The sequence below is a fragment of the Sulfitobacter sp. 1A12157 genome (assembly GCF_043557345.1).
Taxonomy (GTDB): domain Bacteria; phylum Pseudomonadota; class Alphaproteobacteria; order Rhodobacterales; family Rhodobacteraceae; genus Sulfitobacter.
The window spans coordinates 431,544-453,459 of sequence record NZ_JBIFFV010000001.1; the positions used below are offsets into that span (position 1 = coordinate 431,544).

A 21,916-nucleotide genomic window follows, 5' to 3' on the forward strand; every position below is an offset into this window, starting at 1 on the left:
CAGGAAGGACGCGGCGATGACCGACGACATGCAAGACAAGAAAACACGGGCCGCCGACTGGTTCCGGAAGTTGCGCGACGAGATCGTGCAGGCCTTCCACGACATCGAGGCGCGCCACGTGGGCGAAGCCGAGGCCGGGCAATTCGTCGTCAGCCACACCAAGCGCAGCGCGCCCGACGGCTCGGACGCGGGTGGCGGCGAGATGTCGGTGATGCGCGGCGGGCGGGTGTTCGAGAAGGTCGGCGTGAACATCTCCACCGTCTACGGCGAGTTGGGCGAGCGCGCGCAGGCCGCGATGGCGGCGCGCAAGGGGCTGCCCGGCATGGCCGAGGACCCGCGCTTCTGGGCCTCGGGGATCAGCCTTGTTGCGCATATGCAAAACCCGCATGTGCCGGCGGTGCATATGAACACGCGCATGTTCTGGACCCCGCACGCCTGGTGGTTCGGCGGCGGGGCCGACCTGAACCCCTGCATCGAGTATGACGCGGACACCGCGCATTTCCACGCCCAGATGAAGGCCGCTTGCGACCCGCATGGCGAGACGCTCTATGACGAGTTGAAGGCCTGGGCCGATGAGTATTTCTACATCCCCCATCGCAAGCGGGCGCGGGGCGTAGGGGGAATTTTCTACGACGATCGCAACAGCGGCGATTGGGAGGCGGATTTCGCGCTCACGCAAGACGTCGGGCGCGCCTTCCTGCCCGCCTATGTGCCGCTGGTCGAGGCGCGGCGCGAGATGGAGTGGGACATGCACGACAAGGATGTGCAGCTGCGGCACCGCGGGCTCTATGCCGAGTATAATCTCGTTTATGACCGCGGCACGAAGTTCGGGCTGGAGACAGGGCATGACCCCGACGCGGTGCTGATGAGCCTGCCGCCGATGGCGAAGTGGGTTTGAGGTAGCCACCCCGGCCCGGAATCAAGCCGTAGGCGCCGGGCCATCGCCTGCCCGCCCGCCACGCCAAAGGCGTGCCGCAATATTGAGGGCGCACCTTCGGTGCGACCGGGTAGGCGATTTGGTAAGGCTTGGCGTGACCTCGAGGGCGCACATCAAGGCTGATAGATAAAGTGGCTATAACAGCCGTCAGATCGCCAACCCGCGGGCAGGCGATGGCCCTCATCTCTTAGCGCGGGTGTTCAGCCCCGCGTCCCGCGCACCGTATCAATCATCAACTGCACATTCTCCGGGTCCGCATCCGGTGTGATCCCATGCCCCAGATTGAAGATATGCGGCCCCTTCGACAGCGCGTCGCAAATCGCCCGCGTCTCCTGCACCAGCGCATCCCCGCCTGTCACCATATGCGAGGACTTCAGGTTGCCCTGCACACAGCCATGCGGTTGCACATGTTCGGCCACCCACTCCGCGCTCACGCCGTCATCGACGGCGATACAGTCCGCCCCAGTGGCGGCATGTAGATTGGCGAAACGCGCCCCGGCCCCGCGCGGGAAGGCGATTACCGGCACGCCCGGATGACGCGCCTTCAACGCGCTGATGATCTGGCGCAGCGGCTCGGTCGAATAGCGGTCGAAATCCGTGCCTTCCAGCGATCCAGCCCAGCTGTCGAAGAGCTTCACCACCTCGGCACCGGCCTTGATCTGCATGTCGAGGTATTCGATCGTCGCCAGCGTAATCCGCTCCATCAACGCGTCGAAGACCTCCGCGTTCTCGTCCTTCAGCGCATGGGCCGGCCCCTGATCCGGCGTGCCTTTGCCCGCGATCATATAGGTCGCCACCGTCCAAGGCGCGCCCGCGAAACCGATCAGCGTCGTCTCTTCGGGCAGTTCGCGCGACAGGATGCGCACGGTTTCGTAAATCGGGGCGAGGTGGTCATGGATGGCGTCCGCCGGTTTCAGCGCTTCCATCTCGGCCTTGGTCGTGATCGTCGACAGACGCGGGCCTTCACCGGTGACGAACCACAGGTCGGCGCCAAGCGCCTGCGGCACCAGCAGAATGTCGGCGAAAAGGATAGAGGCGTCGAAACCATAGCGGCGGATCGGCTGCAAGGTCACCTCGGCGGCCAGTTCCGGGTTGTAGCACAGCGACAGGAAATCCCCCGCTTGCGCCCGGGTCGCGCGATACTCAGGCAGGTAGCGCCCGGCTTGCCGCATCATCCAGATCGGTGGCGTCGGCAGGGTTTCGCCCGCAAGGGCACGCAGGATGGTCTTATTCGCAGTCATTATGGCGTTCCTATTTGTGGCAAACCCGTAGGTAGCGCAGGTACAGCAGTTGTCAGTTCATGTCGACGGGGGTAGGGATGCGTCATGACGTATCAGCTTCCCACCCCGGCCCGGCCTCTCAACATCGGCACACGCGGATCGCTTCTGGCGCTCGCGCAGGCAAATGAGGTGCGCGACCGGCTCGCCGCCGCCTTCGACCTGCCGTTCGAGGCTTTCACCATCGTTGTGATCAAGACCACGGGTGACAAGATCATCGACCGCCCGCTGAAAGAGATCGGCGGCAAGGGGCTGTTCACCCGCGAGATCGAGGCCGCGCTGCTGGACGGCTCCATCGACATCGCGGTGCATTCGATGAAGGACATGCCCACGCTGCAACCCGGGGGGCTGCTGATCGACACCTATCTGCCGCGCGAGGATTTCCGCGACGCTTTCATCTCGCCGCATCTCAAGTCCATCGCCGAGTTGCCCGAAGGCGCGGTCGTCGGCACCTCCAGCCTGCGCCGCCGCGCGCAGGTGAAACTGCGCCGCCCGGATCTGGAAGTTGTCGAGTTCCGCGGCAATCTGCAAACCCGGCTGAAGAAGCTCGACGATGGTGTGGCCGAGGCGACCTTCCTCGCCATGGCCGGGCTGAACCGCTTGCAAATGGACGACGTGCCGCAGGCCGCCGTGCATCCCGACGACATGCTGCCTGCCATCGCCCAAGGGGCGATTGGGGTGGAGCGCCGTGAGAGCGACAGCCGCGCCGCCGAGATGCTATCGGCGATCCATGACCGCAAGACCGGCGAACAGCTTGCCGCCGAACGTGCGTTCCTCGCCACGCTCGACGGGTCTTGCGAGACGCCGATCGCTGGTCTGGCCGAACTCAACGGCACTGAGATGCGCCTGCGCGGGCAGGTGTTGCGCCCCGATGGGTCCGATGCGATCGGCGATGACGTGACCTGCGCCATTTCCGACGGCGCCGCGGCGGGCGAGGCGATGGCCCGCAAGCTTCTGTCCGAGGCCGGACCGGGTTTCTTTGACTGGCGCGAATGATCGGCAATCTCTTCACGCTGAAACAGCTTGAAGCGCTGATCTGGGTCGCGGACCTTGGCAGTTTTCGCCGCGCCGCCGCGCATCTGAACACGACACAGCCCAATATCTCGGCCCGGATTTCCGGGCTGGAGGCAACGCTCGGCGTCACCCTGATGCAGCGCGATGCCGGGTCGATCCGGCTCACCGAAAAGGGCACCGCCCTGCTGACCCAAGCCCGCCGTGTCCTGCGCGAAGCCGAAACACTGGTCGAGACCGCCGCGCGGCCCGACCTGATCGACGACAGTCTGCGCCTTGGCGTGACCGAAGTGGTCGCCAGCACATGGCTGCGCCCCTTCCTGCGCGCTTTGGCCGATGCCTATCCCAATCTTACCGTCGAACTTACCGTCGATCTGTCGCGCGATCTGGATCAGGAGCTTGCCGCTCATGCGCTTGACCTGACCCTGCAAACCGCACCCTTCTCGACTCCGGCGAGCGGGCAGTTGGACCTTGCGACCTATGACTACATCTGGGTCGCCGCGCCTGAGTTGGCCGCGCAGATCGGCCCCGCGCCCGACTTTGCCGCCATGCTGCGCCATCCGGTGCTGGGCCATGCGCGCCATACGCAGGCCCATTTCGATCTGATCGGCCATTTCGACGGCACGACCGCGCCCAAGGCCCGTTTGGTGCCTTCCAGCAGCCTGTCGGCAGCGATGAATATGGTGCTTGACGGCATGGGTGTGGCGGTGATGCCGCGTGTCATGGTGGCAGCCGCGCTGGCCGACGGGGCGCTGCGCATTTTGCCCGCCGCGTGGCACCCGCGCCCGCTGCAAGTCGCGGCACGTTACCATGCGGATCGCACGCCCGCCTATGTCACCCGCGCCGCCGAACTGGCCCGTGACTGCGCCCGGGCTTTCGATGCCGAGGATCGAAAAAACCTTTCACACCCATAGAATATAATAATTTGCGCCGATGCTGCGCCCGCCCCTATCCTGTGTCCAAACAGGAGTGAGACATGGCATCAACCATCCGACTGGGCGTAGACATCGGCGGAACATTTACTGACGTGGTGCTGGAAAAGGGCGGCGAGAGTTTCTCGACCAAGGTGCTGACGACCTATGCCGCGCCCGAAAATGCGATCATCGACGGGATGCATCAGGTCTGCGCCAAGGCCGGGATCACGCCTGCCGACCTCACCCAGATCATCCACGGCACCACGCTGGCCACCAATGCGCTGATCGAGCGGCGCGGCGCCAAGACCGCGCTGATCACCACCCAAGGCTTCCGCGACGTGATCGAAATGCGGACCGAAAGCCGGTTCGAGCAGTATGATCTGAACCTCAACCTTCCCGAACCGCTGCTGCCGCGCCAGATGCGCTACACGGTGGAGGAGCGCGTCGATGCCACCGGCGCCGTGCTGCTGCCGCTCGACCGGGCCGAGGTCGAGGCGTTGGCCGGCCGGATCGCCGAAGCGGGCTATGACAGTGTCGCTGTGGGGCTTATCCACTCCTACCTGAACGACGCACACGAGCGGATGATCCGCGAGGTTTTGGAAGAGCGCCTGCCCGGCGTCATGGTCTCGATCTCCTCCGAGGTCTCGCCGCAGATGCGCGAATACGAGCGCTTCAACACCGTGGTCGCCAATGCCTATATCAAGCCGCTGATGAAGAGCTACCTCGGGCGGCTCGAAGGGCGGCTGCAAGACGAAGGCGTCTCCTGCAACATCTTCCTGATGCATTCGGGCGGTGGCATCATCTCGATCGAAAGCGCCGCCGAATTCCCGGTGCGGCTGGTGGAATCCGGCCCCGCGGGCGGGGCGGTCTTCGCCGCCAATATCGCCGCGCGCTACGGTCTCGACAAGGTGCTGAGCTTCGACATGGGCGGCACCACGGCCAAGATCTGCCTGATCAAGAACCAGACCCCCAAAACCAGCCGGGTTTTCGAGGTGGCGCGGACCTATCGCTTCAAGAAAGGCTCCGGCATGCCGATCTCGATCCCGGTGATCGACATGGTGGAGATCGGCGCGGGCGGCGGCAGCCTCGCCCATGTGGACGCAATGCGGCAGATCCGCGTGGGGCCGGAAAGCGCGGGCTCCGAGCCCGGCCCGGCCTGTTATGGCCGCGGCGGAGAGAAGCCCGCGGTGACCGATGCCGATCTGGTGCTGGGCAAACTCGACCCCGAGAATTTCGCCGGCGGCTCGATCCGGCTCGAGACCGGTAATTCAGAGACTGCATTGAGCCAAGTCATCGGGCAGGAACTGGACATGGACGCCGCCACCGCCGCCTTCGGTCTGGCCGAGGTGGTGGACGAGAACATGGCCAATGCCGCCCGCGTCCATGCGGTGGAGAACGGCGAAGACCTCAGCGACTACACGATGATCGCCTTCGGCGGCGCGGCCCCGCTGCATGCCGGGCGACTGTGCGAAAAGCTCGGCGTTGAGCGCCTGCTGGTGCCACCCGGCGCCGGTGTCGGTTCGGCCATCGGTTTCCTGCGCGCACCCTTCAGCTTCGAGGCCAACCGCTCGGTCTATATGAAACTATCGGATTTCGAGGCGGGCCGGATCAAGACACTGCTGGCCGAACTGCGCGACGAGGCCACCGGCTTTGTCCGCAACTGCGACGCCGGGGCCGAGATTCTGTCGGAATACAAGGTCTACATGCGCTACAGCGGGCAGGGCTGGGAGATCCCCATCGTGCTGGACGAGGCCGATGCCCTGACCCCCGATGCTGCGCGTTTCGAAGCGTTGTTCGAGGCAGATTACACCAAGCTTTTCGGCCGCACGGTCGAAGGCTTGGACATCGAGATCACGGTCTGGTCGGTCAACGCCACCACCCCGCCGGAAAAAGTCGCACGGGTCGCGGAAGAGAGACCGGGGAACGCGGCGGATGTGGCTCTAACCCGGCGCATTTTCGACCCTGCGCTGGCCGAATACCGCGAGGCCGACGTGGTGCTGCGCGGGCAGATGGCCCCCGGGCAGACCGCCCAAGGCCCCGCCGCGATCACCGAGGATGAGACGACGATCATCCTGCCCGCCTCGCGCCGGGCGATCTGCCAGCCCGACGGCTGCATCGACATCACCGTGAAAGGGTAAGCCCATGGCACAGACACATTCCAACGTCGCCTATCAGGTCATGTGGAACCGCCTGATCTCGGTGGTCGAGGAACAGGCGCAGGCACTTGTGCGCACCGCCTTCTCGACCTCGGTGCGCGAAGCGGGCGACCTCTCGGCCGGGGTCTATGACACCGATGGCCGGATGCTGGCGCAGGCGGTGACCGGCACCCCGGGCCACGTCAACGCCATGGCCGACGCGGTGGCGCATTTCATCCGGCGCATCGGGCGGCAGAACATCCTTCAGGGCGACGTCTATATCACCAACGACCCTTGGGAGGGCACGGGCCACCTGCATGACATCACCATGGTCACGCCCTCCTTCCACCGCGGCAAGATTGTCGGGTTCTTTGCCTGTACCGCGCATATCGTCGACATCGGCGGGCGCGGGTTCGGTGCGGATGCGGCGAGTGTTTACGAGGAAGGGCTTTACCTGCCGATCATGAAGTTCGCCGATGCGGGCAAGGTCGACGAGACGCTGGTGCGGATCATTCGCGGCAACGTGCGCGAGCCAGACCAGCTCATCGGTGACATCTACGCGCTGACCACCTGTAACGAGATCGGGCACCGACGCCTGATTGACATGATGGAGGAATTCGCCCTCGACGATCTCACCGGCATCGCCGGTTTCATCCTCGATAATTCGCGCCGAGCCACCTTGGAACGGATCGCAGCACTGCCCCGCCAGCAGGCGACGGGCGAGATGACCATCGACGGGTTCGACACGCCGATCACGCTGAAGGTCACGGTAAGCATTGCCGAGGATCACATCCTCTCGGACTTCGCGGGCACATCCGGGATCGACAAGAAGGGTATCAACTGCCCGCTGGTCTATACCAAGGCCTATGCCTGCTACGCGCTGAAATGCGCCATCGCGCCGGAAATCCCGAACAACGCCGCTTCGCTGGAGCCATTCCGCATCACCGCGCCCGAGGACACGATCGTCAACGCGGTGCACCCCGCGCCCGTGGCGCTGAGGCATATCGTGGGGCATTTCGTGCCGGATACGGTCTACGCAGCCTTGGATCAGATCCTGCCGAACCTCGTCCCGGCCGAGGGCGCGGGCTGTCTGTGTAACTTTCAGGTCAGCCTGCGGCCCCGCACCGATGCCAAACCGCCTGCGGGTGCGCGCCGGGCCGAGGTGCTGACCTTCAACTCCGGCGGTTCCGGCGCGCGGCCCGAACACGACGGGCTCAATGCCACCGCCTTCCCCTCGGGCGTGATGACCATGCCAGTGGAGGCCACGGAACACGCAGGCCCCGTGGTGATCTGGCGCAAGGAGTTGCGCCCCGACAGCGGCGGCGCGGGCCGCCAGCGCGGCGGGCTGGGGCAATACATGGTCGTCGGCGCCCGCGAGGGGCATGAGTTCGACATGCAGGCGATGTTCGACCGCGTCGATCACCCCGCGCGCGGGCGGCAGGGGGGCAAGCCCGGTGCCCCCACCACCATCGCCCGCGACGACGGCACGCCGATGCGCGGCAAGGGCAAGCAGTTCGTGCCGCAAGGCGCCAAGGTGATGATGGCCTTCCCGGGCGGTGCCGGCTACGGCCCCGCCGAGGAACGCCCCAAGGCGCAGGTCAAACGCGACCTGCTGCGCGGCTACATCAGCGCCGAGGTGGCGGCGGCGGATTATGGGCTGAGCGCCGAGGAGATCGCCGAGGTGCAAGAGGCCATCCGCAAAGGTGCCGAACTTTGAAAGAGTGGCCGTTCAAGGGCTTATAAAGGCGCGGGGTCATTGACTGTTACAAAGCGCGGGTGTTCCTTGGCGGCATTACGCCAAAAGGAACACCCGTGATGTATGTGATTGACCCCCCCAAGCAAAGCAGCCTTGCCGTTCAAGGCACCAGCGACCGTTTTCCGGTGCGCCGTGTCTTTTGCGTGGGCCGCAACTATGAGGCGCATGTGCTTGAGATGGGCAATGATATGCGCGACCCGCCGTTCTTTTTCACCAAGCCCGCCGATGCCACGCTGGATACGCCCTGCACCGTGCCCTATCCGCCGCTGACGGAGGATTTCCACTTCGAGGCAGAGCTTGTCATCGCCATCGGCAAGGGGGGGGCGAATATCGCGGAAGCGGATGTGATGGATCATATCTGGGGGGCCTCTGTGGGCATTGATTTCACCCGCCGCGATCTTCAGGCGCAGGCCAAGAAGATGGGCCGCCCGTGGGACTGGTCCAAAGCCTTTGACAACTCCGCGCCCATCGCGCCGATCCTGCCCATCGCCGATGTCCCTTCGGTCGAGAAGGGCCGCCTTTGGCTCGCGGTGAACGGCGAGATGAAGCAGGAGGCCGATCTGTCGCAGATGATCTGGTCGGTGCGGGAGCATACCGCCACCCTGTCGCAGGCCGTGACCTTGGCACCGGGTGACATCATCATGACCGGCACGCCCGCCGGTGTCGCGGCGGTAAAGCCCGGCGACGTGATCACCGGGGGGGTCGACGGCATCTCCGAATTCGAGGTCACCGTCGGCCCCCGCGCCTAAGGCGCGTCGCCCGGTCTAGGCCCCGGCCAGCGTGCGTTCCGCCCGCGCGCGGGCTTGGGCCGCCAGATCGGGCAGGCCGGTCTTTTCATAGACCTCGCCCAGCATCAGATTCAGCGGCACGCCATCGGGGTCATAGGTGCGACGCATCTCAAGCACCTGCTGCGCGGCCGAGGCGCGGCCATCGCGCACCAGCGCGTCGAGGTGGATCTGCTCGAACAGGTCACGCTGCGCATGGCTGCCTCCGCATTCGGCCATGCGGGGCAGGGCCATGCCAAGCTCGCGGATCGCCGTAGTCCACTCCCCCTTGGCGTGGGCGGCGATACCCCGGGCGGCGGGCAGCGCGACCTCGGCCCATGCGGCGTGGTCATGGGCGGTGGACTCGGTCGCGCGGGTTTCGATCGCGGTAAGCATACCTGCCGCCTCGGGCCGCCCGGTGCGGCAAAGGGCGTAGAGGTATTGAAGCGTGAGGAAGGGGCTCACCGTATCCGCCCCGCGCGCCGCCACATGCTCGGCCACATCGCCCCACCGGTCGCCCACATCGACGCCTGCGAATTCCATCCGCGCCAATAGGGACACCGCGCCGACTTGGTCTTGGGAATAGTCTTTCTCCAGCCCCCAAATATGCTGATCATAGGCAGCGCGCACATCGTCGTGACGGCCCTGCGACAGGTAGAACAGCGCCAGATGCCACCAATTGTGGCTTCGCATGAAGGAGTTCAGATCGCACCACGTCTCGGCCACGCTCTCCATGAAACGCGCGCCTTCGGCCACGCGGCCTTGGGTCAGCATCACATGGGCCAGCGCATGATGCGCCCAAGGCTCATCATGGCGCAATTCCATCGCCCGGCGGGCGGCAGCCTCGGCCCGGTCGAGCAGGTGGCATTGCTCATAGCCAAAGGCGATCATGCCGTGGGTATAGGCGATGTCTTCGGCCTCGGGCAGAGATTTCAACGCCATGCGCAACATGCCTGCGGCATCACCGGTGTTGAACAGGTGGTATTGCGCCAGTTTCAGCATCGCCAGATCGCGCGGCCATTGGTCGGTGATGGCGTCGCAGGCGGCGACGAGGGCAGGCACATCGCCGTCGATCCAAAGACCAACGGCGCGGATTACTTCTTGTTCGCGGGCATTCGCGCCGGGGGCCGCCTTGGCGCGGTCCAGATAGGGGCGGGCTTTCTCAGGGGCGATGGGGTGTTCGAGGAACATCCACAAAAGGGCAGCATAGGCATTGATCAGCGGGCCGTCGGGGTCGGCATCGGCGGCGGCGATCACGCCCGCGGCCTTGGGCTGGTAGGACAGGAAGCCGTGGATGAAGTCATTGATCGCCTGCAAGGTGTCCGGGCGGTCGGTAGAGGTTTCCAATCCATAAAGGTCTTGTGTCATCTCGGGTCTCCGGCGGTGTCATGGAACTGGTGCAGGTGTTGGGCGACGGCGGGGGCTGCGTCCCAATGGATCGAATGCCCTGCATCGGGCAGGGTGGTCTGCGTCACATCGGGGATTTCTGCAAAAGCCGCCTCGGCGGCGGCGCGGGGGATCAGCAGGTCTTCGGCCCCGTGGAGCACTTGGGTTTGGCAGGTCAGGTCCGAGGGCCGTACCGCCGGGCGGAAACCGCGCAAGGCTTCGAGTTGATGGGCCATGGCATCCGCACTCTGCGCATGGGGATAGGCCAGTGCGGCGGCGAGGGCGGCCTCGGTATTGTTGGGGTCAGTGAAGAAACCGGGGGCGAAAATCCAAGGGTAGAGCGCGCGCAGCCAAAGCTGCTCCCCTTCCGGCGCGCGGCGCACGGCGAGCAACGCGTCGAAGACTGCCATGGTACGCGGCGCGCGAACTGGGGCAGAGGCGAGGATGCTGAGCGCTTGGATGCGCTCGGGCGCGAGGCCAAAAAGCTCAATTGCCATCAGCCCGCCCATGGAATGGCAGACGACATGAAAGGTCTCATGCCCCAGATGATCCATCAGCGCCAGCGCATCCCGCGCCATCTGCGCGACAGAGGTTTCGGCATCCCAAGGGGTCGTGCGCCCGGTGCTGCGGTTGTCGGGCCGGATCAGGGTGAAGCGATCGGAAAGCAAAGGGGCCAGTGCGCCCCAACTCGCGCTGTCGCTCAGCATCCCGGCCAGCATCAAAAGCGGCGGGCCACGCCCGTCGACCTCGTAATGAAGTGAGATATCGGAGAGGGGCAGATCAGGCATTCAACATGCTCCAACAAGGCAAGAGATCCCCATCGGCAGGGGTGGCCGCATAGATGGCGCGGGCGATGGCGCGCGACAGGCAGAGCGCGGCGGCATGGCCGATCATCGCCACATCTCCCGCAGGCCGCGCCGCCGTCGAGAGGGAGAAGACCAGATCGCCGTCATTGGGCATATGCGCGGGTACCACGGCGCGGGCGATGCCGTCATGGGCCGCCACGGCAACGCGCTGGCATTCGGCCTTGGTCAGCGTGGCATCGGTGGCGACAATGGCGATGGTGGTATTGGCGCGGGCGGACATGGCGGCCATCTTGCGGTTCTCGAAGCTCAGCCCCAGCCCGGCGGAAGGGTCCGGCCCCAGCCCGCCGAACTCTGCGTCGATCTCAAAGGGGGCGGCGTGGAAGTAGCGGTCGCCGGGGGTGGTAACAGCCCCCACCGGATTGGCCCCGACAAGCGCGCCGACCATGCTGCCATCTGGCAATTGCAAACTGGCGGAGCCGAGGCCGCCTTTGACCATCGCGCTCAGCGCGCCGGTGCCCGCGCCGACTGAGCCTATTTCGAACTCTTGGCCCGCCGCCTCCAAAGCTTGGCGGCCAAGATCGGCATAGGGGTTCTGCGCCCAATCCTTTTCGCCGCCGTTCAGGAGATCGAACAGGATCGCGCCGGGCACCAGCGGGATCAGCGCGTCCCCCACACGAAAGCCGCGGCCCCGCGCGCGCAGGGCATCCACCACCCCCGAACAGGCATCCAGCCCATAGGCAGAGCCGCCCGAGAGCACCAGCGCATCGACCGCCGCGACGGTCTTGTCGGGGGCCAGCAGGTCCGTCTCACGCGTGCCGGGGGCGCCGCCCATGACGTGGACAGAGGCGGTGAAAGGCGCATCGCCGATCAGCACGGTGCTGCCGGATTTCAGCCGCGCATCCTGCGCGTTGCCCACCTTCAGCCCTGTCACATCGGTGATCAGGTTGCGCGGGCCGGGACGCATCGGCGCGCTCATGGCAGGCTCTTCACGTGAAACATCCCCGCAAGGGTGCGCGTGGGGCAGAGGGCTAACAAGGGCATCGTCTCTCCGGCGTTGATTTCGGGCGGAGTTTGCGCGCTTGCTCGGCGGATGCCAAGGCCCGAGGGGGGATAGGATGCCCCCGCCGGAGGGGCGACACAAAAATGGGCGCGCAGGTTGCCCCGCGCGCCCGCTCCATCCGGTGTGACGGTTTGGTTTACTTCTGCTCTTCGGCGACAGCGGCGGCGACGGCCTCTTCGAAGATGGCGAGGCCTTCTTCGACGATGGCGTCGGAGGCTGTCAGCGGCACCATCACGCGCACGGCGTTGCCATACATGCCACAGCTCAGCAGCAGCAGGCCGCGTTTCAGCGCATGGGCGATGACGCGTTTGGTGAAATCGGCGTCGGGCTTGGCGCTGTCGAAGTCGGTCACGAATTCAACGGCGACCATGGCGCCAAGGCCACGGATGTCCCAGAACCGGAAGGGGGCGGAACGCTCGCCAATCTCGGCAAAGCGGGCTTTGAGCGTTTCGCCCATCGCAGTGGAGCGGGCCAGAAGACCTTCGTCCTCGATCGCCTCGATGGCTGCCAGTGCGGCGGCGCAGGCCACAGGGTTGCCGCCATAGGTGCCGCCCAAGCCGCCGGGGGCCATCGCGTCCATCACATCGGCGCGGCCAATGACACCGGCCAGCGGATAGCCACCGGCCATGGATTTCGCCACGGTGATCAGGTCCGGCACCACGCCGGAGTGCTCGATCGCGAACCATGTGCCAGTGCGGCCAAAGCCCGCCTGCACCTCGTCGGCGATCAAGAGAATGCCGTGCTGGTCACAGATCGCGCGCAGCTCTTGCATCATCTCGAAGGGCACGGGGGTATAGCCGCCTTCGCCAAGCACCGGCTCGATGATGATTGCGGCGACACGCTCAGGCTGGGCATCGGTGAGGAAGAGGTTCTTCAGCCCGGTCAGCGCGTCCTGCACGGTGATGCCGTCGCGCAGAGAGGGGAAAGGCGCACGGAAAACATCTGCGGGGAAGGGGCCGACATCTTTCTTGTAAGGTGTGACCTTGCCGGTCATGCCCAGCGTCAGCAGGGTGCGGCCATGATAGCCGCCGGTGAAGGCGATGACACCCGGACGGCCGGTGGCGGCGCGGGCGATTTTAACTGCGTTCTCAACAGCTTCGGCACCGGTGGTGACCAGCAGCGTCTTCTTGGGCGCATCACCGGGGGCGAGCGCGTTCAGCTTCTCGGCCAGTTCGACATATGGGCCGTAGGGCACGACCTGAAAACTGGTGTGGGTATAATGATCTTCCTGCGCCTTGGCGGCCTCAACCACTTTGGGGTGGCGGTGGCCGGTGTTCAGAACGCCGATGCCGCCGACGAAGTCGATGTAGCGGTTGCCCTCTACGTCCCACAGCTCGGCGTTCTCGGCATATTTCGCGTAGATCGGCGCGGCGGAGGCGACACCGCGCGGCACGGCCGCATCGCGGCGCGCGACAAGATCGGCGTTGGTCTGACCGTCGGGTTGGGTCGCGGGATTGGTTTCGACCACGGAGATCTGCGGCGCGGCTTTGGCTTTGGCAGCGGATTTCCGGGGTGATTTCTTGACGGTGCTGGACATGGAACAGATACCTTATTGCGAAAGAATGGAGCAGTGATGTGTCGTTTAAAAAATCCATATTCCGTTTAATATAATTGTCAATCGCGATTGCAGCCTCTATCTAACAATTCCTGTGACCCCCGGTCGGTCCAAAGCCGCGCCGCGTAGCGGCGGCAGGGCGACCCACAAAGGACAAGCCATTGAACGTCGGCGATAAACTTAAAGCGATCCGCAAGAAACATGGGCTGTCCCAGCGGGAGCTTGCGGCCAAGGCCGGGCTGACCAATGGTACGATATCGCTGATCGAAAAGAACCGAACCAGCCCATCGGTCGCCTCGCTCAAAAGCCTGTTGGACGCGATTCCCATCAGCATGGCCGAGTTTTTCGCGATCCTCGAAGAAGACGACAGTGCCAAGGTTTTCTACCGGGCAGAGGAATTGACCGAGATTTCACCGAGCCATCAGGGCGGTGTGTCTCTGCGGCAGTTGGGCAGTGCCGCGCATCACGCCCTTCAGGTGCTGCATGAGACCTATGAGCCGGGCGCGGATACCGGGCCTGAGTTTCTGAGCCATGAGGGCGAAGAGGCGGGGGTCGTGGTGCGCGGTAGCATCGAAGTGACGGTGGATAGTACGGTCAGCCTGCTGCGCGCCGGGGACGGATATCTGTTCGACAGCCGCTTGCCGCATCGGTTCCGCAACATCGGATCCGAGACCTGTGAGATCGTCAGCGCCTGCACGCCGCCCAGTTTCTGAAAAAGGTGCTCCATAAATATCGACCGCCCCAAGCGTTCTGCTCAGGGCGGTCGATAGGGGGTGTCAGGTCTTAGTAGTCTGACCGGTATTTCGACCTCTGGGTCTCCGTTCGCTGTTCTTCGCGCCCGGTTTGGTCCTCATCCAAATGAAGTTCTCTTCGGCCCGTTGTGAGGGCAAGGATGATGACCGCCGCCAAGGTCAGGATGGTCAGACCGCCGAGAAAAAGCTCCGTGGTCATCTCCGTGTTCCTTTTTAGCACTGCGTTTCAGGTGCTCAACCGCGCGCAGGCCAAAGGGTTCCGACAAAATTTTCGCCTATGACGAGTCTGTGATCGGTCTGCCACGTTTCGGGCCAGATTCCATTGGGGTCTTGGAGCCTTAGTAATCGTAGATCATTTTACTGTCGGTCGGGACGTGGAAGTTCACCCTGATCTGGTAGATGTCGTCGTTGGTTTCGACCTCGACCTGGCCGTTCAACTGGCGGGTAAAGGCAAGGATCAGACGCGAGCCAAGCCCGGTGCCGGATTTCACCTCTTCAGGGTTGCCCATGGTGTTGCGCACTTCAAGCATGGCTTGCTCCGGCCCGGTCTGGATCAGCTTGAGCGAAATAAAACCTTTGCCATGTTCGACCGTCGATACGTATTTGAGCGCATTGGTCAGCGCCTCTGAGACCAAGAGGGTCAGGGGCGCGGCATCGTCAGCGTCGATCTTGATCGGCTCAAAGGACTGTTCCACCTTCACGCCAGACCCGGAAGCCAGGCCGACGGAGAGCATCTGGCCCACGATCTCGGTCAACAACTCACTGGCGTTGACACGGACCAGATCGTCATTCTGATAGAGGTTCTTATGCACCGTGGCGAGGCTGAGGATCCGGTCTTGCAACCGGCGCAGCACAAAACGCGCATCTTCGCTTTTGGCCTGCCGTATCTGCATGTTCATGATGGAAGAGATTAATTGCAGGTTGTTCTTGACCCGGTGGTGCACCTCTTTCAGCAGGATGTTTTTCTGCCGAAGGCTGTCTTCCAACGTCGCCTCGTCCCGCAGGATGGATTCCGCCATGCCGACAAAGGCCGATTCCATCTCGACCAATTCGGTGGGAACCGAGGGGCCGAGCGTTCCGCGTGGCAGGGTGCGGTTCAGCGCAAAGCGCCGCATCTGCCGCCCGAGTTTGCGGATATGGTTGATCGCCAGACGGTTCAGCGCCCAGAAGGCCACGATAAGGCTCGCCAGCCACATGACGATGGGCAAGAGCGCACTCAGACGGGTCGAGACACCAGTGTCCAGAAACGGGGTGTTGCTGGGCCAAACGCTGAGCGCGAAGACCGTGTCGGGCACGATCGGCACGATCACATAGGCGCGTTCCTGGTCATTGGAGTTCTGGGAAAAAAAGACGTTGGGTTCTTTGGTGGTCAGCAGCGACAGGGCGACATCGCTGGGATATTCTTTCTTGGCCACCTCCAGCCCGTTTTCCGTGGTAAGGATATGACCCATCTTATTGAGGGTCATCATCGCGACGCTGCTGTGTTTGCTCTTGGGTTCGCGTATCGCGTTAATGGCATCTTCGGGGATGCTGAGCGCCATGAAGCCGATCAACTCACGATCTTCGTAGACCGGCGCGTTGATCAGCGTCACCACTTGGTTGCTGACGGCCCCCTGCAACACCGGCATCGCGCGGCGGACCGGGTTTTCCAGCAGAGTTTGAAAATTCTCATCCTGCGAAAAGTCATGATCCTGCCCCGTGGAGGAGCAGGTCATTTGTCCGTCTAGCCCGATGAAACCCACAAGCGAATAGATGTCCGACGCCTGTTTGTATTCCCTAAGGAAGGCCGTGCATTCCTCGGGATCGTCCCGCCTAAGTCGCACGATGGCGGTGAGCGCTTCGGCCGCGCCGAAGGCCTCTTGGATCACCCGGCGTTCCGCCGCGGAGGCCTGTTCCGTGACGGCGATCAACGACAATTCCGCGCTCTGCCGACTTTGATCCGCAATCTGCCGTGTCTGTACCACCGCGATCAGCCCAATGGGCAATAGCGCGAGAGACAGAAACAGCAGAATACGGATCGTCAGCCCACGCATCAGATCACCGCTGAAGAAGCCAGATGTCATATTTAGAAAGAAGAAACTTTTGAAGCAGATAGAACAGACATTGTCGCGTCGTCGGTCATTTCAAGTGACTCGTTGTCATGGTGACCGAGCAGTTCGGCAAGGCGGGCACGTGCCCGGTTGGTGCGGCTTTTGATGGTGCCGACAGCGACTCCACACATCTCCGCAGCCTCTTCGTACGAGAACCCAGAGGCCCCGACAAGCAGCAGCGCTTCACGTTGTTCGTCCTTCAACAGGGCCAGTGCCTTGCGGAAATCGGTCATCTGCATGTGGCCGTCATGGGCGGGCTTCTCGGCCAAGCCATCCGTCAGCACGCCATCCACGTCCGAGATTTCGCGTTTCGCCTTGCGGCGCGAGGAATAGTAAGTGTTGCGCAGGATCGTGAAGAGCCAAGCACGCATATTCGTGCCTTCTTGGAACTTTTCGATGTTGGTCCATGCCTTGACCAAAGTGTCCTGCACCATGTCGTCTGCCGTAGCACCATTGCGTGTCAGACTGATGGCAAAAGCCCGCATGGCCGGCAGATGTTCCACCAGCTCGTCGCGCGGATCGGGACGGGTCATCATGACGTTCCTTTTTCTGAATCCTGTTCCTTCAACTTCTGAAGCAGATCCTTGAAACGATCAGGGATGCCTTCTTCGAGCGTCTCATCGAAGACCCGTTTGAGGTTGTCGTCGATGACGCGCTCGCGCTCGTCCTTGTTTCCTGAATTCACTAACATCACCTCTGGCATCGTCGTCTCGTTTGAATAATTATGCATGCATACTGGAACCAAACACAATGTCGACGTGTTTGGTTCCAAGAAAAGTAAAAAGGATTCGACTAGATGAACGATGCGACACAAAAGACCAGCATCAGCGATGAACTGGGAGCCAACATCCCCTACCTTCGCCGGTTCGCGCGGGCGATGACAGGCAGCCAGACCAGTGGCGACACCTTTGCCGCGGCAGCCCTCGAAGCTATCTTGGTTGATCGCTCGGTGCTCGATGGAGTGGATACAAAGACGGGTCTTTTCAAAGTTTTGTACGGTATTTGGGCCAGCGCAGGCGCCCCGGTGGAAGAGGGCGAGAGCGGCCCGCGGGCCAAGGCGCAACGCCATCTTTCCAGCCTTACGAACAACAGCCGCGAAGCGCTTTTGCTGCACACGATCGAAGGCTTTTCCCACGGGGAAATCGCCAAGATCATCGGTGTGGATGAGGCCGAAGCGGGCGAGTTGATCCAGATTGCTCATCGCGAAATGGCCGACAGCACCTCGGGTTCGGTGATGATCATCGAAGACGAAGCCATCATCGCGATGGACATTGAATCCATCGTCGCAGAAATGGGCCATCGCGTGACCGGCATCGCACGCACCCGCGAAGAGGCGGTGAAGCTGGGCAAGGCCGATGTGCCGGACCTGATCCTCGCCGACATCCAGCTGGCCGACAACTCGTCAGGTATCGACGCGGTGAACGACCTGCTGAACGAATTGGGCATGCGCCCGGTGATCTTCATCACGGCCTTCCCCGAGCGCCTGCTGACCGGCGACAAGCCCGAGCCCGCCTTCCTGATTTCCAAGCCCTATTCGGTGGATCAGGTCGTCTCGGCCGTGTCGCAAGCGATGTTCTTCTCCTCCACGGAAACGCTCAACGCCTAACGGCTGGCTAAAAAAACCGGGTTCCCCGCACGCAAAGTCGCGCCGGGAACCCTTTGCATTAAACACAGCCGCTGCCTACCATCATCCAAACACTCAGGAGGCCCGCATGGCCAAGACCACAACCGCCGCCGCAAAAGAGGTGACGATTGACGATCTGTCGGATCAAATCGCCCTTCTTAAAAAAGACATCGCATCGTTGACCGAAAGCTTGGGCGACTACGGCAAGGCCAAGTCGGAAGAGATGCGTAACAACGCCCGCAACGCGGCGAATGATTTCGCCGATACGGGGCGTCTCAAGGCGATGGAAGTTCAGCAACAGGCCGAGGAATTCCTCAAGGCCCAGCCCGGAACCGCTTTGGGGATTGCCGCAGGCATCGGTTTCCTCGTCGGTCTTGTGACGGCCCGTCGCTAAATGCTGTCTTCGGTGATGCAACATCTGCGCGGCTCTGTGCGACGGGCGCTGCGCACCGCCATGCTCAGCGCCGGGGCCGCGCTTTTCTTGCTGATCGGCCTGCTGTTTCTGACGCTGGCGGCTTGGCTTTACCTCATCACCGTCACCACCGCGCTCACCGCCGCGCTGATCCTTGGCGCGGTCTATTTCGGGATCGGCTTTCTCTTGCTTGCCATGGCAGGCGCAGATGCTGAGGGTGCGGCGCCGCCCTCCCGGCCAAAAGACCCTGCAACGTCCGAACACGATGGTCTCAAGAACCTTGTCATGGCATTTCTGGCTGGCATAACCGCGGGTCAGAAAGCGCGGCGTTGACGGCGGCAAGCAGGTTGCTGCTGGAAAAGGGCCGGGCGATAAATTTCAGCCGCTCGCCCACTTTTGCCAGCCGTGGCGTATCATTCATGATGCAGATGATCGGAAACCATTCCTGCAAGTTCGACAGTTCCGGCAGATGCTGATACAACTGCGCGCGCCGCAATGACAGGACCGCAAATTTGATGGCAGTGATGTTGTCTACCAATGCGCTCAAATCAAAGCTTTCCAATACCTCAATTCGAAGTTGCGGAAAGGCGGCAGAAAGCGTTTCATTTATGTCTGAACAGACCAATGGGTCCGGTTCGTAGATCAAGATCGACATGGTCTTCCCCCGGGTAAGCAAAGGCGTCGGTGTAGGGGGTGCGCAAAGCGCGCGCATTAAACTAAGACATATGAAGGCAAACTTATCTGATGACGACACAATGCCGCTATTGCCCCCTTCGCCGCAAAGATGCCTTCCTGCCGATGTCGAAAGAGGAAGTGAGCTTCATGGAGAAGTTCAAATCCGGGGAACTGACGGTCGAACCGGGCACGCCAATCCTGCTGGAAGGGTCGAACTCGCCCCAGCTCTACACGGCGCTTACCGGAATGGGCATCCGCGACAAGACATTGGAAAACGGCAGTCGGCAGGTCATCAGCTTTGTCTTCCCCGGCGACTTCATCGGGCTGCAGGCCGGTATCATGGGCGAGATGGGTCATTCCGTCGAAGCCCGAACCCATATGCGCCTTTGTGTTTTCAACCGCAGTGAGTTCTGGAATTTCTTCAAATCTCACCCCGAGCGCGCCTTTGACATCACCTGGCTGGCCGCCATCGAAGAGCATTTCATGGGCGAAGTCCTCGCCACCATCGGCCAGCGCACCGCGACACAGGCGATCGCATGGGCGATGGTCAAGATTTTCGAACGTGGCCAGTCGCTTGGGATGGTTACCCACAATCAGATGCTGCTGCCCTATTCACAGCGCGATCTGGCCGATGCGCTTGGCCTGTCGGTGGTGCATACCAACAAGACCCTCGGCGCTTTGAAAGAGCGTCAGTTGCTCTCGTGGTCCGACAGGGTGCTGCAAATCAACGATCTCGCCGCCCTGGCGAAAGAGGGGATGACCGATCTCCAAGGTCGTCAGAAACGCCCGCTTCTCTAACCGTCACTCCTGCGCGACATCGATATAGGTATCCGCAGCCTCCGCCCCGCGCTGACCCCGCGGTTTGGCCGGGCCAATGGTGCTGTCCGGCCGCGTCCGCCGCTCGACCTGTGCGTTCAGGGCCGCGCCAAACAGGATCAGAAAGCTGCTGATCCAAAGCCAGATCAACATCGCGATCACCGCCCCGATCGAGCCATAAACCTGATTGTAATTGCCGAAATTGGCCACATAATAGGAAAAACCAATGGAAAGCACGGCCCAGGACAGCACCGCCAAAATTGCCCCGCTGCTGAGCCAAGGCAGCCGCGCCGCCCGCCGGTTTGGCCCAAAACGGTAAAGCACCCCAACCCCGGCAAACAGAACCACCGTCGCCACGGTCCAACGCAAAAGGTCGGCCACCGCATTGCCAAAAGGGCCGAGTGGGATGAAGGCCAGAATGATCGGCGCGACCACCACCGCCAGCAGCGCCACAATGCCCACTGCCACAAGGCTCACCGTCAAGAGCAGGGCATGAAGGTAGTGTTTCGCAGCATTGCGGTTGCGCTCGTTATAGACGGCATTCAGCCCGATCACCATCGCCCCCACCCCGGCCCGGGCGGACCAAAGCGCCACCAGCAGGGACACGATACCGGCCCAACCCAGCGTATCGGCCCGCGCGGTGACCAACCCGGTCACCTGCGTGTTGATGATGTCGTAAACATCATCCGGCAGCAGTCCGCGCACCTCCTGCAACTGGGCAATGACCACGACAGGGTCCGAGATCAGCCCCAAAAGCGCGATCAAGGCCGCCAGCGCTGGAAACAGCGACAGCATGGCGAAAAACGCCACCCCGGCCGAAATCAGCGCAAGATTGTCCTCCGCCGCCTGTTTCAGGCTCGCCTTGAAAGCATCCCAATAGATCGCCGGTCGGGTCGGGGGTCTGCGGAGCACCAATGCCATTCCTCTCAATTCGGCCCCGATGCTGATCGGGGCCGCTATGCCTCAACTGTCCTCCACATCGTCGCGGACCTGGCCCCAGGCAACAAGGGTAAAGACCACCGTGCCACCGATGATGTTGCCCACAAGCACCGGCAGGAAGAAGCCAAAGATCGCCTGACCAAGCCCCAAACTACCATGTAAAAGCAGCGCCGCCATCTCGACTGACCCCGCGACGATATGGGTGAAATCCCCCGCCGCAATCAGCCAAGTAAAGGTCAGAATCAGGAAAAATGCCGTCTCATCCGCCTGCGGAAGCATCCAAACGATCAGCGCCACGATCACGCCCGCCGGGATGCCCCGCCAGAACGCCTCCGACAGCCCCATCCCGGTGGCATGTTCCGAAAGGCTGATAATGGCAGGAAGGATGTTTTCGGGAATGGCAGGCGTATAGATAAACAGCGCCGCCGCCGCAAAAGCCCCGACGACATTCGCCCCCAGCACCACGCCCCACAGCCGCAACAGACTACAGAGCACTCTGACGCTGCGCTCCTGCATCAGCGGCAAGACGGTGGTGATGGTGTTTTCGGTAAACAGCTGCATCCGGCCCATGATGACCGCAATGAAACCCAAGGAATAGCCGAGATTCTCCAGCAGGAACCGCCACTCGGCATCCGGCAGATAGGTCCGGAAAATCGCCTCGCCCAAGACCGAAAGACTGATCAGCATTCCCGCCGATATCCCCGACCAGATCAGCGACCGATTGGTGCGGTTCAACTCGTCACGCCCCTCGCGGCGGATCACCTCATAGATCAGCTTGGGCGACAGCGCCGCCGCCTCACTGACAGAGCGTTCTTCCGCCTCTTCCTGCACGGCAGAGGTCGTGGGCTTTTTCTGGATCAGTGGGGCCATTCGCGTTCTTCCTGAAATTCATGGACATTATGAACATAGCCCGCCACGGCCCCCCGCACAGTAAAAAGACCCTAACCAAACACCGGACCGCCAGCGGCTCCCCCGCCCCCCCCCTTCACCTTCATCCTTTCTCAAAT

General features: G+C 62.7%; 23 protein-coding genes. 11 read left to right on the plus strand and 12 right to left on the minus strand.

Annotated features, from left to right (window positions below; genetic code table 11):
• The first annotated feature begins 16 nt into the window (after positions 1-16).
• On the plus strand, positions 17-898 hold the full coding sequence (gene hemF, locus ACGYLC_RS02185) for an oxygen-dependent coproporphyrinogen oxidase (protein WP_394421422.1): 882 nt from the start codon (positions 17-19) through the stop codon (positions 896-898).
• A 239-nt stretch (positions 899-1,137) separates the two neighbouring features.
• On the opposite strand, the gene hemE is transcribed toward hemF, so the two are convergent.
• On the minus strand, positions 1,138-2,178 hold the full coding sequence (gene hemE, locus ACGYLC_RS02190; RefSeq protein ID WP_394421424.1) for a uroporphyrinogen decarboxylase: 1,041 nt from the start codon (positions 2,176-2,178) through the stop codon (positions 1,138-1,140).
• Between the two features lie 84 nt (positions 2,179-2,262).
• On the opposite strand from hemE, the gene hemC reads away from it, so the two are divergent.
• From hemC to ACGYLC_RS02215, 5 genes are all read left to right on the plus strand, one after another.
• Positions 2,263-3,210: a hydroxymethylbilane synthase gene (hemC, locus tag ACGYLC_RS02195; RefSeq protein ID WP_394398334.1), complete on the plus strand. Its 948-nt coding sequence runs from the start codon at positions 2,263-2,265 to the stop codon at positions 3,208-3,210.
• Positions 3,207-4,139, plus strand: coding sequence for a LysR family transcriptional regulator (locus ACGYLC_RS02200; RefSeq protein ID WP_394421426.1), 933 nt, complete (start codon positions 3,207-3,209; stop codon positions 4,137-4,139). The genes hemC and ACGYLC_RS02200 overlap by 4 nt, the downstream gene beginning before the upstream one ends.
• A gap of 62 nt (positions 4,140-4,201) precedes the next feature.
• A complete protein-coding gene (locus ACGYLC_RS02205) occupies positions 4,202-6,277 on the plus strand; it encodes a hydantoinase/oxoprolinase family protein (RefSeq protein ID WP_394421428.1) in 2,076 nt (691 codons plus the stop codon).
• Between the two features lie 4 nt (positions 6,278-6,281).
• On the plus strand, positions 6,282-7,991 hold the full coding sequence (locus tag ACGYLC_RS02210; protein ID WP_394421430.1) for a hydantoinase B/oxoprolinase family protein: 1,710 nt from the start codon (positions 6,282-6,284) through the stop codon (positions 7,989-7,991).
• A gap of 98 nt (positions 7,992-8,089) precedes the next feature.
• Positions 8,090-8,779, plus strand: a complete 690-nt coding sequence (locus tag ACGYLC_RS02215) for a fumarylacetoacetate hydrolase family protein (protein ID WP_394421431.1) — start codon at positions 8,090-8,092, stop codon at positions 8,777-8,779.
• A gap of 15 nt (positions 8,780-8,794) precedes the next feature.
• On the opposite strand, the gene ACGYLC_RS02220 is transcribed toward ACGYLC_RS02215, so the two are convergent.
• The 4 genes from ACGYLC_RS02220 to gabT all read right to left on the minus strand — a co-directional run bounded on the left by ACGYLC_RS02220 (position 8,795) and on the right by gabT (position 13,583).
• Positions 8,795-10,162, minus strand: a complete 1,368-nt coding sequence (locus tag ACGYLC_RS02220) for a tetratricopeptide repeat protein (protein WP_394398344.1) — start codon at positions 10,160-10,162, stop codon at positions 8,795-8,797.
• Positions 10,159-10,968 (minus strand): alpha/beta fold hydrolase, encoded by an 810-nt coding sequence (locus tag ACGYLC_RS02225; RefSeq protein WP_394421433.1) that lies wholly within the window; start codon positions 10,966-10,968, stop codon positions 10,159-10,161. Before ACGYLC_RS02225 ends, ACGYLC_RS02220 begins: the two co-directional genes overlap by 4 nt.
• Complete coding sequence (locus ACGYLC_RS02230; RefSeq protein ID WP_394421815.1) at positions 10,961-11,950, minus strand: P1 family peptidase; 990 nt, start codon at positions 11,948-11,950, stop codon at positions 10,961-10,963. The genes ACGYLC_RS02225 and ACGYLC_RS02230 overlap by 8 nt, the downstream gene beginning before the upstream one ends.
• 232 nt (positions 11,951-12,182) lie before the next feature.
• Positions 12,183-13,583, minus strand: coding sequence for a 4-aminobutyrate--2-oxoglutarate transaminase (gene gabT / locus ACGYLC_RS02235; protein ID WP_394421434.1), 1,401 nt, complete (start codon positions 13,581-13,583; stop codon positions 12,183-12,185).
• A gap of 179 nt (positions 13,584-13,762) precedes the next feature.
• Between gabT and ACGYLC_RS02240 the strand changes: the two genes are divergently transcribed.
• Entirely contained in the window at positions 13,763-14,314 is a 552-nt protein-coding gene (locus ACGYLC_RS02240) for a cupin domain-containing protein (RefSeq protein WP_394421435.1), read from the plus strand.
• Between the two features lie 70 nt (positions 14,315-14,384).
• Here the strand turns inward: ACGYLC_RS02240 and ACGYLC_RS02245 are convergent, their stop codons facing one another.
• The 4 genes from ACGYLC_RS02245 to ACGYLC_RS02260 form a co-directional block, all read right to left on the minus strand.
• A complete protein-coding gene (locus tag ACGYLC_RS02245; RefSeq protein WP_394398352.1) occupies positions 14,385-14,552 on the minus strand; it encodes a hypothetical protein in 168 nt (55 codons plus the stop codon).
• Positions 14,553-14,691: 139 nt separating this feature from the next.
• On the minus strand, positions 14,692-16,416 hold the full coding sequence (locus ACGYLC_RS02250; protein WP_394398354.1) for a sensor histidine kinase: 1,725 nt from the start codon (positions 16,414-16,416) through the stop codon (positions 14,692-14,694).
• A 2-nt stretch (positions 16,417-16,418) separates the two neighbouring features.
• Entirely contained in the window at positions 16,419-16,976 is a 558-nt protein-coding gene (locus ACGYLC_RS02255; protein WP_394398356.1) for an RNA polymerase sigma factor, read from the minus strand.
• Positions 16,976-17,146, minus strand: coding sequence for a NepR family anti-sigma factor (locus ACGYLC_RS02260; protein WP_197470876.1), 171 nt, complete (start codon positions 17,144-17,146; stop codon positions 16,976-16,978). The genes ACGYLC_RS02255 and ACGYLC_RS02260 overlap by 1 nt, the downstream gene beginning before the upstream one ends.
• 93 nt (positions 17,147-17,239) lie before the next feature.
• On the opposite strand from ACGYLC_RS02260, the gene ACGYLC_RS02265 reads away from it, so the two are divergent.
• The 3 genes from ACGYLC_RS02265 (at position 17,240) to ACGYLC_RS02275 (ending at position 18,812) form a co-directional block, all read left to right on the plus strand.
• Positions 17,240-18,049: a response regulator gene (locus tag ACGYLC_RS02265; RefSeq protein ID WP_067264155.1), complete on the plus strand. Its 810-nt coding sequence runs from the start codon at positions 17,240-17,242 to the stop codon at positions 18,047-18,049.
• Positions 18,050-18,155: 106 nt separating this feature from the next.
• Positions 18,156-18,461, plus strand: a complete 306-nt coding sequence (locus tag ACGYLC_RS02270) for a YqjD family protein (protein WP_394398358.1) — start codon at positions 18,156-18,158, stop codon at positions 18,459-18,461.
• Positions 18,462-18,812: a phage holin family protein gene (locus tag ACGYLC_RS02275; RefSeq protein ID WP_394421436.1), complete on the plus strand. Its 351-nt coding sequence runs from the start codon at positions 18,462-18,464 to the stop codon at positions 18,810-18,812.
• Here the strand turns inward: ACGYLC_RS02275 and ACGYLC_RS02280 are convergent.
• Positions 18,763-19,134, minus strand: coding sequence for a hypothetical protein (locus ACGYLC_RS02280; RefSeq protein ID WP_394421438.1), 372 nt, complete (start codon positions 19,132-19,134; stop codon positions 18,763-18,765). The two genes, ACGYLC_RS02275 and ACGYLC_RS02280, sit on opposite strands and share 50 nt — an antisense overlap.
• Before the next feature lie 89 nt (positions 19,135-19,223).
• On the opposite strand from ACGYLC_RS02280, the gene ACGYLC_RS02285 reads away from it, so the two are divergent.
• Positions 19,224-19,952 (plus strand): Crp/Fnr family transcriptional regulator, encoded by a 729-nt coding sequence (locus ACGYLC_RS02285; protein WP_394421439.1) that lies wholly within the window; start codon positions 19,224-19,226, stop codon positions 19,950-19,952.
• A 3-nt stretch (positions 19,953-19,955) separates the two neighbouring features.
• Here the strand turns inward: ACGYLC_RS02285 and ACGYLC_RS02290 are convergent, their stop codons facing one another.
• Positions 19,956-20,891, minus strand: coding sequence for a YihY/virulence factor BrkB family protein (locus ACGYLC_RS02290; RefSeq protein ID WP_394398366.1), 936 nt, complete (start codon positions 20,889-20,891; stop codon positions 19,956-19,958).
• Positions 20,892-20,933: 42 nt separating this feature from the next.
• A complete protein-coding gene (locus ACGYLC_RS02295) occupies positions 20,934-21,779 on the minus strand; it encodes a formate/nitrite transporter family protein (RefSeq protein WP_394398368.1) in 846 nt (281 codons plus the stop codon).
• Positions 21,780-21,916 lie beyond the last annotated feature (137 nt).

What these genes read in the sequence shown, in the direction of transcription:
- hemF (WP_394421422.1), top strand. Translation starts at nt 17, where the DNA reads ATGACCGACGACATGCAAGACAAGAAAACACGGGCCGCCGACTGGTTC.
- hemE (WP_394421424.1), bottom strand. Translation starts at nt 2,178, where the DNA reads ATGACTGCGAATAAGACCATCCTGCGTGCCCTTGCGGGCGAAACCCTG.
- hemC (WP_394398334.1), top strand. Translation starts at nt 2,263, where the DNA reads ATGACGTATCAGCTTCCCACCCCGGCCCGGCCTCTCAACATCGGCACA.
- ACGYLC_RS02200 (WP_394421426.1), top strand. Translation starts at nt 3,207, where the DNA reads ATGATCGGCAATCTCTTCACGCTGAAACAGCTTGAAGCGCTGATCTGG.
- ACGYLC_RS02205 (WP_394421428.1), top strand. Translation starts at nt 4,202, where the DNA reads ATGGCATCAACCATCCGACTGGGCGTAGACATCGGCGGAACATTTACT.
- ACGYLC_RS02210 (WP_394421430.1), top strand. Translation starts at nt 6,282, where the DNA reads ATGGCACAGACACATTCCAACGTCGCCTATCAGGTCATGTGGAACCGC.
- ACGYLC_RS02215 (WP_394421431.1), top strand. Translation starts at nt 8,090, where the DNA reads ATGTATGTGATTGACCCCCCCAAGCAAAGCAGCCTTGCCGTTCAAGGC.
- ACGYLC_RS02220 (WP_394398344.1), bottom strand. Translation starts at nt 10,162, where the DNA reads ATGACACAAGACCTTTATGGATTGGAAACCTCTACCGACCGCCCGGAC.
- ACGYLC_RS02225 (WP_394421433.1), bottom strand. Translation starts at nt 10,968, where the DNA reads ATGCCTGATCTGCCCCTCTCCGATATCTCACTTCATTACGAGGTCGAC.
- ACGYLC_RS02230 (WP_394421815.1), bottom strand. Translation starts at nt 11,950, where the DNA reads ATGCGTCCCGGCCCGCGCAACCTGATCACCGATGTGACAGGGCTGAAG.
- gabT (WP_394421434.1), bottom strand. Translation starts at nt 13,583, where the DNA reads ATGTCCAGCACCGTCAAGAAATCACCCCGGAAATCCGCTGCCAAAGCC.
- ACGYLC_RS02245 (WP_394398352.1), bottom strand. Translation starts at nt 14,552, where the DNA reads ATGACCACGGAGCTTTTTCTCGGCGGTCTGACCATCCTGACCTTGGCG.
- ACGYLC_RS02250 (WP_394398354.1), bottom strand. Translation starts at nt 16,416, where the DNA reads ATGACATCTGGCTTCTTCAGCGGTGATCTGATGCGTGGGCTGACGATC.
- ACGYLC_RS02255 (WP_394398356.1), bottom strand. Translation starts at nt 16,976, where the DNA reads ATGACCCGTCCCGATCCGCGCGACGAGCTGGTGGAACATCTGCCGGCC.
- ACGYLC_RS02260 (WP_197470876.1), bottom strand. Translation starts at nt 17,146, where the DNA reads ATGCCAGAGGTGATGTTAGTGAATTCAGGAAACAAGGACGAGCGCGAG.
- ACGYLC_RS02265 (WP_067264155.1), top strand. Translation starts at nt 17,240, where the DNA reads ATGAACGATGCGACACAAAAGACCAGCATCAGCGATGAACTGGGAGCC.
- ACGYLC_RS02270 (WP_394398358.1), top strand. Translation starts at nt 18,156, where the DNA reads ATGGCCAAGACCACAACCGCCGCCGCAAAAGAGGTGACGATTGACGAT.
- ACGYLC_RS02275 (WP_394421436.1), top strand. Translation starts at nt 18,462, where the DNA reads ATGCTGTCTTCGGTGATGCAACATCTGCGCGGCTCTGTGCGACGGGCG.
- ACGYLC_RS02280 (WP_394421438.1), bottom strand. Translation starts at nt 19,134, where the DNA reads ATGTCGATCTTGATCTACGAACCGGACCCATTGGTCTGTTCAGACATA.
- ACGYLC_RS02285 (WP_394421439.1), top strand. Translation starts at nt 19,224, where the DNA reads ATGACGACACAATGCCGCTATTGCCCCCTTCGCCGCAAAGATGCCTTC.
- ACGYLC_RS02290 (WP_394398366.1), bottom strand. Translation starts at nt 20,891, where the DNA reads ATGGCATTGGTGCTCCGCAGACCCCCGACCCGACCGGCGATCTATTGG.
- ACGYLC_RS02295 (WP_394398368.1), bottom strand. Translation starts at nt 21,779, where the DNA reads ATGGCCCCACTGATCCAGAAAAAGCCCACGACCTCTGCCGTGCAGGAA.